Annotated in this window: 16 protein-coding genes and 1 pseudogene; 9 read left to right on the plus strand and 8 right to left on the minus strand. The window is 59.5% G+C overall.

The features are described from left to right. Positions 1-241 precede the first annotated feature (241 nt). Together Z052_RS12460 and Z052_RS12465 are read left to right on the plus strand one after the other, a co-directional pair. A complete protein-coding gene (locus Z052_RS12460) occupies positions 242-415 on the plus strand; it encodes a hypothetical protein (RefSeq protein ID WP_241897936.1) in 174 nt (57 codons plus the stop codon). A 300-nt stretch (positions 416-715) separates the two neighbouring features. Continuing rightward, a complete protein-coding gene (locus tag Z052_RS12465) occupies positions 716-1702 on the plus strand; it encodes a GDP-mannose 4,6-dehydratase (protein WP_099289069.1) in 987 nt (328 codons plus the stop codon). Between the two features lie 25 nt (positions 1703-1727). Here the strand turns inward: Z052_RS12465 and Z052_RS12470 are convergent, their stop codons facing one another. Continuing rightward, complete coding sequence (locus Z052_RS12470; RefSeq protein WP_099289070.1) at positions 1728-2252, minus strand: hypothetical protein; 525 nt, start codon at positions 2250-2252, stop codon at positions 1728-1730. Positions 2253-2544: 292 nt separating this feature from the next. Here Z052_RS12470 and Z052_RS12475 point away from each other — a divergent pair, with 292 nt between their 5' ends. Further along, positions 2545-3927, plus strand: coding sequence for an ATP-binding protein (locus Z052_RS12475; RefSeq protein WP_099289071.1), 1383 nt, complete (start codon positions 2545-2547; stop codon positions 3925-3927). A 53-nt stretch (positions 3928-3980) separates the two neighbouring features. On the opposite strand, the gene Z052_RS12480 is transcribed toward Z052_RS12475, so the two are convergent. Both Z052_RS12480 and Z052_RS12485 read right to left on the minus strand, forming a co-directional pair. After that, complete coding sequence (locus tag Z052_RS12480) at positions 3981-4382, minus strand: transcriptional regulator (RefSeq protein ID WP_099289072.1); 402 nt, start codon at positions 4380-4382, stop codon at positions 3981-3983. Continuing rightward, positions 4383-4823 carry a nucleotidyltransferase family protein gene (locus Z052_RS12485; RefSeq protein ID WP_099289073.1) on the minus strand — a complete coding sequence of 147 codons (441 nt, stop codon included), beginning with the start codon at positions 4821-4823 and terminating at the stop codon, positions 4383-4385. A gap of 158 nt (positions 4824-4981) precedes the next feature. On the opposite strand from Z052_RS12485, the gene Z052_RS12490 reads away from it, so the two are divergent. Next, entirely contained in the window at positions 4982-5227 is a 246-nt protein-coding gene (locus Z052_RS12490) for an NTP transferase domain-containing protein (RefSeq protein ID WP_241897937.1), read from the plus strand. Here Z052_RS12490 and Z052_RS12495 read toward each other — a convergent pair. Further along, a complete protein-coding gene (locus tag Z052_RS12495) occupies positions 5190-6596 on the minus strand; it encodes an ATP-binding protein (RefSeq protein ID WP_099289074.1) in 1407 nt (468 codons plus the stop codon). The two genes, Z052_RS12490 and Z052_RS12495, sit on opposite strands and share 38 nt — an antisense overlap. A gap of 153 nt (positions 6597-6749) precedes the next feature. Beyond that, on the minus strand, positions 6750-7046 hold the full coding sequence (locus Z052_RS12500) for a UPF0175 family protein (protein WP_094520510.1): 297 nt from the start codon (positions 7044-7046) through the stop codon (positions 6750-6752). A gap of 397 nt (positions 7047-7443) precedes the next feature. On the opposite strand from Z052_RS12500, the gene Z052_RS12510 reads away from it, so the two are divergent. Both Z052_RS12510 and Z052_RS21400 read left to right on the plus strand, forming a co-directional pair. Continuing rightward, positions 7444-8013, plus strand: coding sequence for a hypothetical protein (locus tag Z052_RS12510; protein WP_099289075.1), 570 nt, complete (start codon positions 7444-7446; stop codon positions 8011-8013). Next, the gene (locus Z052_RS21400; protein ID WP_094519818.1) at positions 8010-8456 is read left to right on the plus strand and encodes a hypothetical protein; all 447 of its coding nucleotides are present in this window, start codon (positions 8010-8012) and stop codon (positions 8454-8456) included. The genes Z052_RS12510 and Z052_RS21400 overlap by 4 nt, the downstream gene beginning before the upstream one ends. 179 nt (positions 8457-8635) lie before the next feature. Here Z052_RS21400 and Z052_RS12520 read toward each other — a convergent pair. Next, positions 8636-9031: pseudogene (locus Z052_RS12520) on the minus strand (hypothetical protein); the annotation flags it as partial. A 102-nt stretch (positions 9032-9133) separates the two neighbouring features. On the opposite strand from Z052_RS12520, the gene Z052_RS12525 reads away from it, so the two are divergent. Beyond that, positions 9134-10360 (plus strand): RNA-guided endonuclease TnpB family protein, encoded by a 1227-nt coding sequence (locus Z052_RS12525; RefSeq protein ID WP_099289076.1) that lies wholly within the window; start codon positions 9134-9136, stop codon positions 10358-10360. A 158-nt stretch (positions 10361-10518) separates the two neighbouring features. Here Z052_RS12525 and Z052_RS12530 read toward each other — a convergent pair whose 3' ends face one another. Continuing rightward, positions 10519-11226 carry a helix-turn-helix domain-containing protein gene (locus Z052_RS12530; RefSeq protein ID WP_099289077.1) on the minus strand — a complete coding sequence of 236 codons (708 nt, stop codon included), beginning with the start codon at positions 11224-11226 and terminating at the stop codon, positions 10519-10521. A 248-nt stretch (positions 11227-11474) separates the two neighbouring features. Next, the gene (locus Z052_RS20555; protein WP_176450632.1) at positions 11475-11687 is read right to left on the minus strand and encodes a hypothetical protein; all 213 of its coding nucleotides are present in this window, start codon (positions 11685-11687) and stop codon (positions 11475-11477) included. Positions 11688-12291: 604 nt separating this feature from the next. Between Z052_RS20555 and Z052_RS12540 the strand changes: the two genes are divergently transcribed. Both Z052_RS12540 and Z052_RS12545 read left to right on the plus strand, forming a co-directional pair. After that, entirely contained in the window at positions 12292-12846 is a 555-nt protein-coding gene (locus Z052_RS12540) for a helix-turn-helix domain-containing protein (RefSeq protein WP_158228687.1), read from the plus strand. A gap of 3279 nt (positions 12847-16125) precedes the next feature. Beyond that, complete coding sequence (locus Z052_RS12545; RefSeq protein WP_129452324.1) at positions 16126-16791, plus strand: hypothetical protein; 666 nt, start codon at positions 16126-16128, stop codon at positions 16789-16791. Positions 16792-17024 lie beyond the last annotated feature (233 nt).

Below are 17024 nucleotides of genomic sequence, written 5' to 3' on the forward strand. Positions count from 1 at the left end.
CATAGTTTCAGAGAGTACCCGACGGTACTTATATGGTCGGGAGTCAGTCGGTCGAGGTGTGGTGGTTGTGTCGTCCCATGTCGGTTTCCTCCCCGACCTACTCGCTCACTCCGTTCGCTCCTTGAGGTCGGGGGCTCCACCTCGAAAATGCTGATCTCCGAGCGGTGACCGTTCGGGACGCCCTCGATCCCCGTGCGACGGACTCGATATCGCGGCGCACGCTCGTGAAAACGGGTACGTGGTGTTGACCGCAGATGACGACTTCTTCGAACAATCCGACCAGTGCGGATGTCTCTACTTCGACCAGGTCGACCAACCGCCCGTTGGCGACGTGCTGACTGCTATCCGCCGGATCGACGACGCGTACGCCGATCGAACGGCGATAGTCGAGGTCGTACCAGATGGGTGGATCTGAGCGGCGGACACGACCTCACTGTGACCGGTGTCGTGGGCGGCCCCGGCTGCGCGCCCGCCTCCGTCAGGGGCCGTCGACTCCCACAGCTCGCCCACCCTGTTGTCGGCCTACGGAAGCACGGAATTCCCGATGACGCGTGTGAGATCCGATACGGACGGCCGAACGACGACGGCAACCATGCTGACGCTTGGAAGTGGGTGGAAGTGATCCCGTGAGTCAATAGACGACGTGATCTCCAACCCATTCCCTCTTCGCGATGGGATCAGGACACATTTCACGCAGGGAAGCGACCACCTCGATATGCGTATTCTCGTCACCGGCGGGGCCGGCTTCATCGGCGGCCACCTCGCGGAGGCGTTCCTCCGCGACGGCCACGACGTGACTGTCCTCGACAACCTCGAACCGTTCTACGACGTGCGGCTCAAAGAGCACACCCTCGACATCCACCGCGAGGTCGCGAGCGAGCACGACGGGTCGTACACGTTCCGCGAAGGAGACGTGCGCGACGCGGAGACGGTCCGGGAGGTCGTCGCCGACGCCGATACCGTCGTCCACCAGGCGGCCCAGGCGGGCGTCCGGACGAGCGTCGCAGAGCCGCGGAAGGTGACCGACATCAACGTGGGCGGGACGGTGACGCTGTTGGAGGCCGCGAAAGAGGCCGCCGTCGAGCGCGTGATCCTCGCGAGTTCGTCGTCGGTGTACGGGAAACCGGAGTCGCTCCCCTACGAGGAGGACCACCCGACCGAGCCGGTGAGCCCGTATGGCGTGACGAAGCTGACCCAAGAGCATATGGCGCGTGTCTACACAGAGCTCCACGGGTTGCCGACCGTCTGTCTGCGCTACTTTACGGTGTACGGCCCGCGGATGCGACCCAACATGGCCATCTCGAACTTCGTCTCGCGATGCGTGAACGGCGAGCCGCCGGTGATCTACGGCGACGGCCAGCAGACGCGCGACTTCACGTACGTAGCCGACGTGGTAGACGCGAATCGGACGCTGTTAGAGTCGGACGCCGCTGACGGCGACGTGTTGAACATCGGGAGTTCGGACAACATCTCGATTCAGGAACTGGCCGAGACGGTGCGAGACCAGTTAGCGCCCGAACTGGAGATCGAGTACGAGTCCGCCCGTGAGGCCGACGCCGAGCACACGCACGCCTCCGTCGAGAAGGCTGGTGAGGTGATCGGCTACGAGCCCTCACGGACGATCGCGGAGGGGGTTGGGGAGTTCATCGAGTGGTATCAGGCGAACCGCGAGTGGTACGAACCGTTAGTGCGGGAGTCGTAGTTGAATTCCGCTTTCGTCCGGGCCGTTAAAACTCGACGCAGACGGGCGCCTCGGGCCTGTATTCGTCGGGGGAACCGCCGCCTCGTTCGCCGAGAAAGACGATAGCGTCGAGTTCCCCGCGTGTGAACCGTGCTTCGTACGACCAGTGAAATCCGTCTTCGATGTCGTCGTTCCGCCCGTGAAACTCGAAACTGCCGTGCATATTGTGATCGAGCCAGAACTCCTCGTCGACGGTCCGAGAGTCCGGCGCTCCAAGACCGATTCCACGTTGGATGCGGTCATCCGGGTCGGCGTCATCACAAAATGAGACGTACTCGTCCCATGATTCAAAGCCGTGATCGGCGGCCACCGCCTGCTTTTCCGCAGGCGTTTTCTCACGGAACTCCCGCTCGCGTCGCAGGAGTCGTCCGTCTGCGGTCAGCTTGTACGCTTGTATGGCTGGCCGACCGATCTCTTTCGTCTGCCACCCGATATCGGACGGACTGGCGTCGGCGGGAAACTTCGGCAACCTGACGCCGTCTGCGACCAGCACGTCGTCGTACAGGCCCATGCTAGGGTGTTATTGAACGCCGACAGACAAAACACTCTCCCAACTCGATACGGCTGTCTCGACGGTCCGCCGGTGATGGACAGGGACGACCAGCAGACACGTGACGTCACGTATGTAGCCAATATGGCGGATACGAACCGGACGCTGCCAACAGCAACGTGGTGAACGTCAGGAGTTCGAACAACGCCGGCGCTGAAACTGTGGGCGGCCTTCTTGTACTGAAACCCGGAGAACGATCGCCACAACGGACCCGAACAACTATTATGAACACGATAATATTATCGCACGCATAATGATAAACAGAGAAACTGAACTCGAATGGCTCACGTCGCATCTCTCACGAGCCGAGCGACAGCTCCTCGTCGTATACGGGCGACGGCGGGTAGGGAAGACGACGCTGGTGACGACGGCGCTCGACGCACTCGAAGACACGTCAGTCTACTATCTCTGTGACGAGCGGGGCGCAACGCACAACGCTCGGCGATTCGCGGCACAGTGCGCTGCTGCGTTGGACGATATCACTCCGGATGTCGACGGGTTTGTCGAGGCGTTTCAGTATCTCACGGCGCGCGTCGACGAGCCGTGCGTGGTAGCGTTAGACGAGTTCTCGTATCTCGTCGACGAGGACGACACGATCCCGTCGGTGTTTCAGACCGTTGTCGACGACGTACTCGCAGGAACGGACGTCTCGCTCGTGTTGTTGGGGTCATCGATTTCGATGATGGAGGAGGGCGTGTTGAGCTACGAGAGCCCGCTGTACGGGCGCCGAACCGGACAGTGGAAACTCGCCCCGCTCTCGTTCGCGGACGTTCGCGCGTTCTTCCCGGAAGACGATCTGGAGACGCAGATCCAGCTGTATAGTGTGCTTGGAGGCGTTCCCGCGTATCTCGAACAGTTCGATCCAGGACTGAGCCTCCTCGAGAACATCGAGCAATCCATCCTCTCGAAAGGTGAGTTCCTGTACGAGGAGCCGGAGTTTCTGTTACGCCAAGAGCTCCGTGAGCCCGCGACGTATATGGCGATCCTCGAAGCCATCGCCGGTGGCGCGACACGCGTTACCGAGATCGCCAACGAGATCGGCCGCGACGCGAGCAGCCTCTCCCGGTATCTCCAGAATCTCACGCAGTTGGCGATCCTCGAGCGGGAGCATCCAGTCACAGACCCCGATGGCCGGGGACTGTATCGGTTGACGGACGATTTTCTCCGGTTCTGGTTTCGGTACGTGGCACCTAATCGGGGAACGCTTGAACAGGGGCGGACGGCACCGGTTCGATCGGCGATCGCCGAGACGCTCCCAACGCACACGAGTCGGACCTTCGAAACGGTGTGCCAGCAGGCGGTCCGGACGCCGGGGTTTCCCGTCTCTTGTTCACGCGTCGGCCGCTGGTGGTACGGCGGCGAGGAGATCGACATTGCTGGAGTCAATCGAGAGACTGAGACCTTGCTTCTCGGGGAGTGTAAGTGGACCACGGAACCAGTGGGTCCCGGGGTATTTGACAAACTCACGGCGCTCGAATCGGAGGTCCGGTGGCAAGGAACCGACCGAGAGGTGCGGTACGCGCTCTTTTCGCGGGGCGGCTTCACGGACGAGTTACAGGCCGTGGTCGACGATCGTTCCGACGCGTCGTTGTATGGGATCTCAGAACTCGCGACGCTGTTCGAATCCCAGCGGTGAGCGGACGGTACTCTGCGATCCGAGTTTCCTCAGAGAGACGATTCCAGAAGGAGTCACTCGGGCCGCGGCATCGCTTCGAGTTCAGCGATCTCACCGGTCTTCTCCACGCGAGCGTACTGCCGCTGCCAGGCGTCCGCGGGGAACAGGTCATTCCGATCGAACAGCGCTCGCGCCTGCGGGGTGAGCTGGTAGAACTTGTACGGGTACCCGCGCACCCGATTCCCCGGCTCAACGACCAGTTCCGCGACGACGCCGACATCTTGTAACACTCCAAGGTGGCGACGGATCGCGTCCTCGCCGAGCGCGGGGTTCATGTACTCGAGCTCCCGGACGCTCGGGGCCCCCTGTGGGTGGCCGACAATGTCGGCGATTAGGTTCGCGCGGGTCTGATCTGTCACCTTCTGGAGCGCGGTCCACGTCTCGAACGTCGTCGCGACGACCTCCTCGTCCACCATCTAGATGTCTCCTCTCGCAAGCCGATCGATGAACTCGCGCCGGTCCCGTTCCCGATCGGCGGCAGTTCGCTCGTATTCGGCGTCTATCTGCTCACGGTAGGCGGTGAGCTCTCGTTCGTCACCGACCAGCCGAACTCCTTCCCGGAGGGCTGCGCGTGCGATCGGAAGGGGAAGGTCTTCGATGTCGCTTACGTCGACGAAGTCGTCCGCATACCCTTGGAGATCCGTATCGATACGGTTCCGTCGACGGAAGCGTTCTTTCGGGGATAGCTCCTCGGGGAATCGAAGGACGACGTCGACGTCGGACGAGTCGTGTGTCTCTCCCCGGACTCGGGAGCCGAACAGAACCGCGAAGCGGACATCTGTCGTCGCGAGATATCGGCGGAGCGCCGCCACGTCCACGCCGTCGGTCGCCGACCCGTCGTGATTCGACTCCACCATGTCGCGTTCCTACGTGCCGGGCGACAAAACCGTTTGTGAATATCACGGTCGCCCGGCGGCTCGGAATCGATCGGCCGTCGAGCCGCGAGCCATGAGAAGTCACAGGAAGCGATAGTCCCGTCGATGAAGTCAGGTGACCAGCGGTGGCGTCTCGTGACATGGACGTGGTCATCCCCGCCGCAGGCCGAGGGAGTCGACTCGGCGAGCTGACGGCGGACCGACCGAAGGGACTCGTCGACGTGGCGGGCCGACCCCTCCTCACGCGCGTCTTCGAGACGGCAGTCGACGCCGGGGTCGGCCCGCTGGTCGTGGTACGAGGCGGCCCAGATCGTCGAGCGGTTCGGCGACGCCTTCGAGATGAAAACATCACTCGGATAGCACCTCAACGACGTCATCAACAGTAAACAGACCGAGGTCGTCTCTCTCCTTGGCTGCTTCCTCCAGTGACGACGCGAACCCGCTTCGGCTGAACAGTGCGTACTCGTAGTTCACGTCGCCGTCGGTCGGCGCCCACTCAATCTCGGGTACCTCCTGTTCGAGCTGTGCGAGAACATCGTACCCCATCGGTTGCTGCTGGAACTTCGCTTCCCCGACCAGTAACGTGTCGCCGTTCGTCGGGGCCACGATATCGATCTCGCGTCCGTCGGTGTCCCACCAGTGACCCGGAGATTCCGTGAACGTGTACACATCCCCGTACTCGTAGAGGAGTGCCCGCTGACAGAGACGTTCGAACGACGAGCTGACGAAGTCCGGGAGGTGTGGTTCGACGAGTTCGTCGTACGCATCCGCCCCGAACACTTCGTACCGGGACGAACGACCGTGGACGAACCGGAACCAGAACGCGAACAGTTGGTCCCGGATCCGATATCGGCTGTTCCGACTCCGGGAAGGATCAACGGTGACTGGGTACTCCTGCTCGATTATCTGGAGCTCTCGCAGGCGGGAGAGGTAGTAACTCGCACTATTGGCGTTGATGCCGGCAGCCTGAATGATCTCGTTTCGCTTGTGGTTCCCCTCCGCCATCGCTTTCAGTACGGCAAAGTACCGATCCACCTCGTCCAATTCCCGGTACAGGACATCCTCGGGCTCCTCGTGGAGGCCACCATCACGGAGCAGCAAGGTTTCCGTAATGTTCCCTTTGAGTGACTGCGTGTCGTCTACAGCCCGGAGGTATTCCGGCGTCCCTCCGAAGACACCGTACGCGATCACCTGCTCAGCCGGCGCGTAGTTCGGGAAAAAGGTCATCGCGGCACCGAACGGTAACGGGCCGATCTCGAGTTTCCCGTTCGGTCGTTTCGAGATCCGGCCATACAGTGGTGAGCTCCCGTCGATCGCGATCTCGTGTATCATCCCGATCGCCGAGCCAGTCAACACGAAGGTCGTGCCCGTATCGGCAACGTTGTGATCCCAGAGCCGCTGAATGAGAGAGGGGAGCGCGTCGTTTTCGTCGACGAGATACGGGAACTCGTCGAGAATCACGATCGCATCCTGTTCGGCAAGATGCGTGAGAACGTTCTCCCAGTCTTTCCGAATCCGGTTGATCCCCGGAAACACCGTTGCAGCATCAGCGATGAAGGAGTCGAGTTGCTGCTCTGTCGTCCCGTGTGCAGCCTGATGATACACCGCGTCATCACGATCTTCGATGGATTTGACGACGAGTGCTGTCTTCCCCATCCGTCGACGTCCGTAGACGACGCTCAACTCCGCAGAATCACTTTCATATAACTCGTGGAGCCTGTCGAGTTCCCGTTCTCGGTTGACGAACGTGGGCATGCGCTCACCGTCGGCTCCCCAGTATATAAAACGCACAGATAACGTAGTTTAGACTATCGTAGTTGAGACTACAGTAGTCTTGGCTACTGCAACTGGGAATATGCGATCAGGGCCTGCTCAAGATGTTGCTGTCAACGAGCGCCATCTGCCGGCCTACTCGCGAAACGTCTCTAGCCGGTCCTCCCGAGAGGAGTCGTCCAGAAAGCCGGCGTCGCGGTTGATCCCACGATCCGCGAGTTCCGCTTTGAACGCCTCCGCGGAGACGCCGGCGAGCTCGGCCGCCCGGTTGAGGCTCACGGTGCCGGTTCGATACTTTTCGACCGCGAGCGACAATCGAAGCTCCGGACGCCGACGCAACAGCTCACGGACGGCCTCCTCGACCACGGCGTCGGTGTCGTCGTAGCCGCCGGCGGCTGCGATGGCGTCGAGATCCTCCGCGAGCCCGGACATATAACCTTCTAGGTCGGAGCCATGGATAAATACTCTGCCACCTCGGATCGACTGCCGCGTTCCGGGACGACCCTCGTGGACATGTTTGGTGACGCCGATTCCGAGTTGTGCGAGTTGCCTGTCCCCCTCGATTTGAGAGACCGACGACTTGAGATGGCTCGTGAGTGCCGGTCCGCTTATGGATACGGTCATGCCCGCCGCCGGGTGCGGCAGTCGACGCGGCGAGCTGACAGCGGACCGACCGAGGGGACTCGTCGAGGAGAGCGACCCCTCCTCGCGCACGTTTTCGAGACGTCGATCGACACTGTGGTCGACGAGTTGGCCGGTGTCGCCTGTATTTAAACCGGGATAATCCGCCCAAGAAAGTTTTATTACGTGTTGGACCGCACAGTACCGTATGGAAGATCCGGGTTCGGATATTCAAGCCGGCACCGACGAACGGGTGCCGAACTTCGATGCGTTGACCCCGCCGGAGGAGGTCGTTCGTGGTGATCGAACACGGGACGACTTTTTCGATGCCGTGCTCGGACTCAACGATCCGGCGACAGCAGGTGAAGTTGCCGAGCGTGCGGGACACGGGGTCGACGCCGCACGTGAATACTTGGACTGGTTCGAACGGATGGGCATCGTCATGAAGGTCACAGATTCGCCAGCTACCTACGAACGGAATCAAGAGTACCTGAACTGGCGACGCGTCCAAACGCTTCGACGCCGGTACACAACTGAGGAGTTACTCGACCTGTTGCGGTCGGAATCAGAGCGGGCGGACGCACTCGCAGTTGAATTCGACGCCGAGTCCCCGACGGGCGTCTCGATCACACAGTACGCTGCGGACACCGACCAGTCCATCGAGGCGGTCTGGGAGCAACTCTCGTCATGGGAAACCGCTCTGCGCCGTGTGTCTCTCCTCGAACGAGCACTCACTCCCACGTCCGGCGACGCCTCGGATCTCGAATCCGCGGCATGACTGCCGGTCGCGGGGACGAGACAGGGGGTTCGATTTCTGGTGGACCGATCGATTTCGACCGGCTAGAAGTCATCCGCGAGCGTCTCGCGACGGACAATCGGTTCACCGAAGTCAATGACCAGCCTGGCTTTGCGCCCGAACGGCTGGTCTGTCAGTACGATCAACGATTATACCCAGGGCGGGTTCGGAGTGCCCGTCTAGAGATTGTCTGGTTCGAAAACGGGGATTTCTCGCTTCACTATCACGAAGCGCACGGGACGGGGGCGTTCAATCATCGGTGGGATAGGCATCCGTCCGGGCACAACGCCCGTGACCACATCCATCCGGGACCGGACGCACCGACACCCGGCGACGATATGACACACCCGACCGACTGGCGTGACGTCTTCTCGACGGTGCTTTCGGAGATCGAAGCCCGCCAACGTGGCTTCTGGACCGGGTAGTCCCGTCGATGGGGTTCGGCGATCGGCGTGTGGCGTCTCGCGTATGGACGCGGTCAGCTAGGACGAGGCCGCCTCGATCGTCCCCTGACCGCGCCAAGCACCGCAGGAACGAGGCGCGCAGCTGTGGTCGCGGGTTCTTAAGTGGCCGAGGGATTTCCGCACAACGGCCATCTCCTGACCTAGATCAGCCGCATCAAGTCGCCCGAATCGTCACCGATGATGTCTTCCAATCCGTGAACCGCGATCGTGTCTGTGTATCCTTGCGCCCGGACGGCGTTCTCGATGCCCTTCTTAGCAGGCTTGTCGTCTGTGAGGACGATAACACCCGCCGTTGAACGGTCTCTGACGCACTGGATTGCTAACCCGGCCAGAATCGCATCCGTTTTTTCGACCTCGTGTTCGGGCTGATCGGTTTCGTTCGCAATAGTTCGTTTGGCGATATCACTCGCGGCGACAGCATCACCATCCGTCGGTGAGGGGGCATCAATGATCGTTGCCCAACCCTCGTCGAGTGCCGTTCGGACGCGGTCCGTTTCTGGTCCTCCAAGTTCACCGATCACGCGCCTAGGGAGTTTACGGAATGCAAGGGGAATGCCCCGGGGCTTGATCCCGGGGTTGAATCCGACACTCTGTGACACAAACCATTAAGCGGACACATCGCTAATCAAGAGACAGCGATGGAGTACAGTCACCGCTACCCTGCATATCCGACACAAGCGATAGCGGCTGAACTGGAATACCACATCGACGTTCATCGCCAAGCGTACAACTACACTCTGTACGAGTATGAGAACGTGGACGCCGACACCATCGGATCCGCGTACAAACACCACTACCGACTCCCCGACTGGAAAGACGAGTTCCCCATCTTCTCAGAAGTCAACTCGAAGGCTCTGCAACGAACAGTCACACGGTTCTACCAGAACCTCGGAGGACTCACCGAGCAAAAGGAGAACGGACGGAAAGTTGGGAAACTCAAGTGGAAGTCACCTCGGGAGGCCCAGAGTATGACGTACTCGCAGTCCGGCTTCGAACTCAAAAACACGAGTGGCCGACACGCGACACTCTGGCTCTCCAAGATCGGTGACATCAAAATCCGCTATCACCGCGACATCCCGAATGAAGCGGACATCAAAGAAGTCACGATCAAAAAAGAGACAACCGGCGAGTGGTTCGTCTCCTTCGGCCTCGAAACCGACGACGCTGGCCTGCCCGAGAAGCCCGACGTGGACTCACTTGACGCGAGTAACAGCGTTGGAATCGACCTCGGTATTCTCAACTACATCCACACTTCGGATGGCAAGACCGTGGACTGGCTTGATCTTGAAGACGAGTACGAACGACACCAGTGCGAGCAACACAAGTTGTCTCGCAAGGAGAAGGGGTCGAACAACTACGAGAAGCAACGTCGGGAAGTAGCGAAGGTGAAGCGTCACATTCGTCGGAAAGTGCTGGACTACCAGCACAAGATCACGACGTGGCTCGTCCGTGAATACGACGCCGTGTTCGTCGAGGACTTGAACGTGAAGGGGATGCTCGAACAGTCGCACAACGCCCGCAACAAGCAGGATGCGGCGTGGCGACAGTTCATTAGGCTCCTCGAATACAAGGCCGACCTGTACGGCTGTCACGTCAAGCAGGTTGAACCCGAAGGGACGACCAAAGAGTGTGCGTCGTGTGGTGTTGAGACTGCGAAGCCAATCTGGGTCAGGGAACATTCCTGTCCGAGTTGTGGGTTCGAGTGTGACCGTGACGCGAATGCGGCGATGAATATTCTGCAACGTGGTTTTTCTGAGCTAGGGCTGGAATGGCCCGAAGACACGCCTGTGGAGACTGCGCTCTCTACGGACACCACTACGGTGTCTGCAAAGCGCGTCGTGGAAACAGGAAGCCTCGGGGCTTGACCCCGAGGCGATTCACAGACAACGCCAGCATTTTGCACTGCACTCCGGAAGCGCTGATACTGAGGATTCGAAGGACTGCCGATTGCGTAGATAATATTCGCGTCGACAAGGATGTCCTGGTCAGCAGAGAATGGTGTGTCGGCGTCCATTCGACCGACTCACCTATCGAGATCCGACGAGCGGGTCGGGGCATCAGATATTTCGTCAAGGTCGGGGAGATCCATGTCGTCATCCACATCCGGGAACAGATACTCGAAGAACGGATCGTGGTCTCGGCCAACAACCAGTGCCGGTTTGAGTGCGTAGATGATCATCATTGCTTCCGTTTCGCGAACGTCGATATCAGCGGCGACCATCCGCTGGGTTGTCTTGCCTGCGAAATGGAGTCCAGCACCCCGTAGCGCAGCGATGAGCTTCCCGATACCGTAGCGGTCGATGAAGTACGCGACATCCTCGTCGACCTCTTGGAGCGCGAGGGCGTGGAGGACGGTTGGTGTGATGACGATCGGGGCGTACTGCTCGACGATGACGATCGGATCGGCAGTCAGTTGCTGGGGGCGCGTCGAGTCATCACGGTCGACGAGGCCGAGGTCGACCAGCCGATCGACGTACCCGTAGGTCGTCGATTTCGAGATATCGAGTGCCTCCATGATCTCCGGCGGGGCAACCGGCCCCCAGTAACAGACGTAGACGTAGACGCGGGCCAGCGCTGGGTTGTTGAGCAGCTGAACGACTGTCTCGAGTCGCGGAGCGTTCCGGGCCAGCGTCTCTGGCTTGAGCGTCTCTTCATCCATCACATCTCTCGGTGGCGGGTCCAGCGCGTCGATCCCGCCGTCCGAACGAACGCCGTCGTGATCAGCGGTCATATTTGTTAGTTCGTAGTCTGTGTACTTCAGACTATCGCCGCAAACGACTGTCACACCGCCCGTGACCACGTCCACCCGGAACCAGAGGCCCCAATTTTCGGCGACGGTACGACACACCCGAGCGACTGGCGTGACGTCCTCTCGACGGTGCGTTCGGAGATCGAAGCCCGCCAACGTAGCTTCTGGACCCGGTAGTCCCGGCGATGGGGTTAGGTAACCGGCGTGTAGAGTCTCGCGTATGGACGCGGTTATCCCCGTTGCCGGGCGTGGCAGTCGCCTCGGCGAGCTGACGGCGGAAGGGACTCGTCGACGTTGCGGGGCGCCTCCTGCTCGCGCACGTCTTTGAGACGGCGGTCAAGGCTGGGGCCGACGGGCTGGTCGTGATCGTCGGCTACGAGGCGGTCCAGACCGTCGACCGGTTCGGCGGTGTCTTTGACGACGTTCCGATCACCTACGTCCACCAGCTAGCTGTTTCCCTTCGCAAGTCGATCGACGAACACTCGAGCGTCTCGTTCCCGGTCGATGCTAGTTCGATCGCACTCAGCGCCTCATTCACAAACCGAGCGCGCGAAAATTCACTGGGGGCGGTCGACAAAACTCACAGACCGCCCCCGGCGGGAACTCACAGACCGCCCCCGGCGGGAACTCACAGACCACCTCTGATGTAGGCCGGTGCGATCTCCATGTCGGACCGCTGCGAAGCACGGTGTGGGGCATCAATATGACTGTGGGGCTATGATGCTGAAAACCGCAAGAAGGCGGCGACTTTGGGGCATGAGAGACCGACTGATATAATACTAATAAGCATACGTATCACCCCTGCCGAGAGAATGTGAGTACTGATTCAGGAGGGACCCAAGAGGGGCATAGTAGTTTCCCGACCATTTTAGGCGAACCGACAGGTGGCGGCCACCGCTAGGGCCCCACCGCTCTATAGCGCTCGCACGGAGCGCCAATACCTTTCGACGACCAATTGGAACCCAACGCTGACCCAGTAGACTGGTCAGGCACAGAAACAGTCCTCAACCAACATACTTTAGAAAACAACTGGGAATATTGATGGTAATGAGCGACTCAGGATCCGTCCAACGACACCTCTCCGAGACAGCACTGGATCAGGAGCTGAAAGCGGCCGAGAGCGGCAAACACGCTCGGCGACTCGGATTTATTAAGAATCTGTATCAGGGAGACTCCGTGTCGGACGCAATTGCTCGAGAGGGACGCTCAACATCAACGGGGTATCGGTGGCGGAAAAAGTGGAACGAGGGCGGCGTTGACGGCTTACTCCCGGACTATGGCGGCGGACGACCACCAAAACTATCACCGGCAGCAGAGACAGCGTTTCTTGACGAGATTGCCCAGCGACAACCAGTCTCGACAGCCACAGTCGAAGCCATCCTCAAAACCGAGTTTGACGTCGAGTACGCGGCCGACTATCTACCCCGAAAACTCGAATCTATCGGGCTAACGTATCAACCACCGGCCCGCGAGCGCGTCGATCAACAGGCGATTCTTGAGATGGTTGAATGGGATGACAAAGCCCCAGTTGAAAATACCGGTCGACATCCTTACAACGAGCAGTCAAGCCGGACCGAAGCAGGCTGGGCCATCGCGGAGTAATCGGCGTTTGGAGGCGTCTCATGGCTCATTCCAGTGTTGGGATGGATCGTTCGAAGGAGCACAGCAAGATCCACGAATACGGTCTGTTGTTCCCAATAGTTTTCTTTCAAATCCACTTCAATCGATTGGAATATAATTATTCTGATATACTTGTACTGATCTATCAGACTCTCCGTTTGGTGCGTCGACATTGGGAGGGTACTTACAGATCCTGTTACTGGTTCGCATTGGGTGGTGGATCCACCACCGGTATGTCCGCCAACAGAGATTGGTGTCCAGTACTGGTACGGTGTCTTACTCACGGCCGCGTTGATCTGCGACGGGGACGCTTCGATCTGCGATGCTGACGCGAGAGCCAATCGGACGGTATCTTCTCTCACGATCGGGGCGGGCCGATCCGAATCGATTCCACCCAAGCAGCGAGTAGTCACGTAACGACTCGAACCGCGATCCGTTTGGGTAGGGATTTCCATTGCTGGTCAGTTTCGCAGATCGATTTTGGATCGGGTTCCACTGTGACTCGTCGGTGTATCAGTCGCAGTCAGCTGCTGAACCATGAGGCGGAGTCACAAACCCTTGGGTCGAGAGTTCTTCGCGACCACTCCGGCGACGAGTCGGGTGGGTCAGTTACACCTCGTTGGGTGTGTCATGTAGTGGCATACAAGATCCGGAGATCCGATTCCAATTTTCCGACTCGCTGTTGGGATCGGTTTGTGGAGAGGGTGATCGGTTCGGCGGTGGAGTTGATTCGGCGTCGAGTGGTGGGGTGCGTTTCGGCGGGAGTGCTCTCAGTCTGGGATCAGTGCTGGCTGTCGTGGCAGGCGTGATTCGTCATCGTGGGGGTTCCGATCGCGACTCGATTAGCGTTGACCCGGGACATCGCAACTGACGGTCGACAGTGCGTCGTCGCGGCTGGGCTGGTTGGCCCGGGACACATCCCGGCCCGGTTGGTGCGTCGTCGATCGACTGCGACCGTATTACCGATTCTTGCTTCGGGGATCGTTTCGACTGGAGTTGGCTACTGACAGCGATTCAGTAGTCGGGATCTGTTGGGGCTGCTACAACAGAGCGTACCCAACTCGAATTTAGTTGGTGGGTTGGCACCGACGTGGCTTGGAGTGTGTTGCGAGCGGTTGGGTTGGTTGCTGTCTTGGGTCCCTCCTGAGATGGCTGCCGTCGGCTCTTGGTCACCCCGCAGTGATGGGTTCATATTAGTATTATATCAGTCGGTGTTTGGTGCCCTGAAGTTGCTCTCGTCATGCGATTTTGGTGGTTCCATCCTTACAGCTCAGTCGGTGCCCTCCAGCGTGCCGTCCAGCTGGGATCGGTGGTGTCTCAGTCCGGGGGCTGGGTCGTATCACAGGCTGTTGTCGACGAGGTCTCAGGTCAAGAATCGGGCGCAGCTGTTTCAGTATGCGTTGTATTGGTATCGAGAGCATCCTGGCAACCAGTATCGATCCGAACTCATCGGCGTCGTCGAACCAATCCATTCCCACGACTGCTCTCCCAATATCCCAGCGATCCTCAACGGATTCTTCATCGATCCTCCGGCGATCCTCTGTCGATCCTCCGGCGATCCTCTGTCGATCCTCCGGCGATCCTCCAACGATTCTCCGTCCATCCTCGGTCAATCCTCCGTCGATCCTCCAACGATTCTCCGTCCATCCTCGGTCAATCCTCCGTCGATCCTCCAACGATTCTCCGTCCATCCTCCAACGATCCTCCAGCGATCCTCCAACAATTCTTCGTCGATCCTCCAACGATCCTCCAGCGATCTTCACGCAGACCTCCCGTACTCTCGACGCAAACTCCCGGCACACTAGCAGCAACCTGACAGAGATCACGCGTTCGCTATTGACGAGTCCAGTACAGCTCACGTCACCACGCTAGCAGCACGCACCGGAGGCTCCCCAACTACCAGAGACCACAGTTTGAATCGCTCACAGACTAACGCTGGACCGTTCGGACACTACCCTCACAGACAACAGCGCACAACGAGAGCCCACGCGGAGACATGACCAGTCCCATACTGCGGCCAGACGCGATCCAAGAGCAAGCCAGGAGCGAGCCCACCTGAACGATCGGTCTGGACAGCTCCAAAGGTAACTCACGGACAGCCCAGTGCGTCCGTACGAACAGGCGACTGTCAACGCACTCTCTCAACGAATCGCAGCGACTATCGCATCTTGAAACACCCAACCAGCACGGAGAAAGAACGCGACACACACGCAAGCGATCCGAACGGCTGCTGCCAGCATCCGGTTCCAGCCACTCTGAGGATCAGCGACGGACGCGCTTGGGCCCGAGAACAACGTCGATGAATTCACGACTCCGTATCAGAAGATCGTCCAGCGAACACCACGAGTAGTCCACCGCAAGTACCCCGCACGTTTCGAAACCATGCGCAGTGCGTTCTCCAGTCCAAGTGAGACACCACACTCCCCCAACGACGCCTCAACAAAACCTCACCGACGACTCCCCGACACTCCAACGAAACCTCACTGATGACCCCCCGACACTCCAACGAAACTTCACCAATGGCCCTCCGACACTCCAACGAAACCTCACTGATGACTCCCCGACACTACAACGAAACTTCACCAATGGCCCTCCGACACTACAACGAAACCTCACCGACGACCCCCCGACACTACAACGAAACCTCACCGATGACCCCCCGACACTACAACGAAACCTCACCGATGACCTCCCGACACTACAACGATCAAACCGCTACAACAAACTCACACCGCGACGACCAAACCGCTACAACAAAACGAGACATCCGCAAGTTCTCGGTGTTTTCTACAGAGATTGGTGGCTGCCTACGTGAGCTATTTATAAGTATCAGTAACCCCCCTGACTCTAACAGCGATTTTTACATTCCCTATTGATGGTGGTCGTAGGGGATCGACCCCCGAGACAACGATGAGCAAACACCAACCAATGTCGATGATGATGGCGGAGGCGTTATTGGAAACCCCAGCCATCGACGATGTCACGCACGCGCGTGAGAGCGGCCGCCCGGGCGTACAACTACGCTGCCGGATTAACGGCGAACCGACGGATGTAACGATTGTCACGTCTTCACAGGCGCCTCAACGAGCAGTTCGCGCGGCGTCTGCGGCTACCCAGCGTGATGCTCGTCACGTGATCGTGGCCCGAAATAAGCGGCTCGGTGCTCTCGTCACCCACTGGCTCCGAGATCCCGCTGCCGAAGCGACTGGCGACAGTCTTCAGTTCCATACTGGAACGGCAGTACTCGAACACGACGACGCGGTGGTCGTCACCGCGAGCGAAACTGCTGCGCCAGCGTGGTGGGTCTGCGGGACTACCGCCGACGCGGACCGCGATCGTCGCTACGAGCTGCGGTCTGCTGGGGACGTTCTCGCAACCGCCGTCCTCGAAGATGAGAGTCTCACCCTCAAGCATGGGAGCTGGACCGACGTCGAACAGGAGCGGAGTCCAACGGATCGACCCGCCGTGACACCGACGACAGACTACCAGGCGGCCTCGGAGACAACGACATGGACGCCGGTGAAACAGCCGCTTACCGTCGAGCCGACAGCACCGCTCACGGAGAGTACCGTGTATGCGCTCCCGGACGGATCTGATGACGGCGTCACGACGGTCGCGGGGCCGTCCGAACGCGGCGACGGTGCTGACACCGAAGCGAATCAGGAGATAGCTGCGCTCGTCAACCGGATACTCACGCAGTACACGGTCGACTCGCCGGGCGCGGGAATCGGCTACGAGGAGTTTTATACCGTGGTTACGCGCCATCTTGAGGCAGAAGGCTGCCCTCCATCGTATAAGAATCAGCTCGATTCCGTACTGAGTACTGAACCGAACATTACAGTCAAACGCGTGCTTGAGGCTGGCGGGTCCCACCGCCAGATCTGTGGACGCGCGTGGGCTGTCCCCCCGTCGACAGTAGGCGAGTAACGCTGCCGACGGTCGGCTCTTTCGGACGCGAAGACACCGCAAAACGAGATCACAGTATTCAGAATTCACCTATGGCAACAACCCAATCGACACTAAACGAGGAAAGCGAATCAGCGTCGGCTGAGTCGGACTCAGAGCACGACTCGTCCGACTATCACCACAGTATCGGCGTTCAACCAACACTCACTGAAGGCTCCGACAAAGACCGGACAAATGTTGTATTCGTGAAAGTT

Origin of the sequence: Halorubrum sp. C191, from assembly GCF_002727095.1 — an archaeon.
Classification (GTDB): Archaea; Halobacteriota; Halobacteria; order Halobacteriales; family Haloferacaceae; genus Halorubrum; species Halorubrum ezzemoulense.

Bases quoted from the DNA above. Each gene is read 5' to 3' on its own strand.
- Z052_RS12465 (WP_099289069.1), top strand. From the start codon at position 716: ATGCGTATTCTCGTCACCGGCGGGGCCGGCTTCATCGGCGGCCACCTC.
- Z052_RS12470 (WP_099289070.1), bottom strand. From the start codon at position 2,252: ATGGGCCTGTACGACGACGTGCTGGTCGCAGACGGCGTCAGGTTGCCG.
- Z052_RS12475 (WP_099289071.1), top strand. From the start codon at position 2,545: ATGATAAACAGAGAAACTGAACTCGAATGGCTCACGTCGCATCTCTCA.
- Z052_RS12480 (WP_099289072.1), bottom strand. From the start codon at position 4,382: ATGGTGGACGAGGAGGTCGTCGCGACGACGTTCGAGACGTGGACCGCG.
- Z052_RS12485 (WP_099289073.1), bottom strand. From the start codon at position 4,823: ATGGTGGAGTCGAATCACGACGGGTCGGCGACCGACGGCGTGGACGTG.
- Z052_RS12490 (WP_241897937.1), top strand. From the start codon at position 4,982: ATGGACGTGGTCATCCCCGCCGCAGGCCGAGGGAGTCGACTCGGCGAG.
- Z052_RS12495 (WP_099289074.1), bottom strand. From the start codon at position 6,596: ATGCCCACGTTCGTCAACCGAGAACGGGAACTCGACAGGCTCCACGAG.
- Z052_RS12500 (WP_094520510.1), bottom strand. From the start codon at position 7,046: ATGTCCGGGCTCGCGGAGGATCTCGACGCCATCGCAGCCGCCGGCGGC.
- Z052_RS12510 (WP_099289075.1), top strand. From the start codon at position 7,444: ATGGAAGATCCGGGTTCGGATATTCAAGCCGGCACCGACGAACGGGTG.
- Z052_RS21400 (WP_094519818.1), top strand. From the start codon at position 8,010: ATGACTGCCGGTCGCGGGGACGAGACAGGGGGTTCGATTTCTGGTGGA.
- Z052_RS12525 (WP_099289076.1), top strand. From the start codon at position 9,134: ATGGAGTACAGTCACCGCTACCCTGCATATCCGACACAAGCGATAGCG.
- Z052_RS12530 (WP_099289077.1), bottom strand. From the start codon at position 11,226: ATGACCGCTGATCACGACGGCGTTCGTTCGGACGGCGGGATCGACGCG.
- Z052_RS12540 (WP_158228687.1), top strand. From the start codon at position 12,292: ATGAGCGACTCAGGATCCGTCCAACGACACCTCTCCGAGACAGCACTG.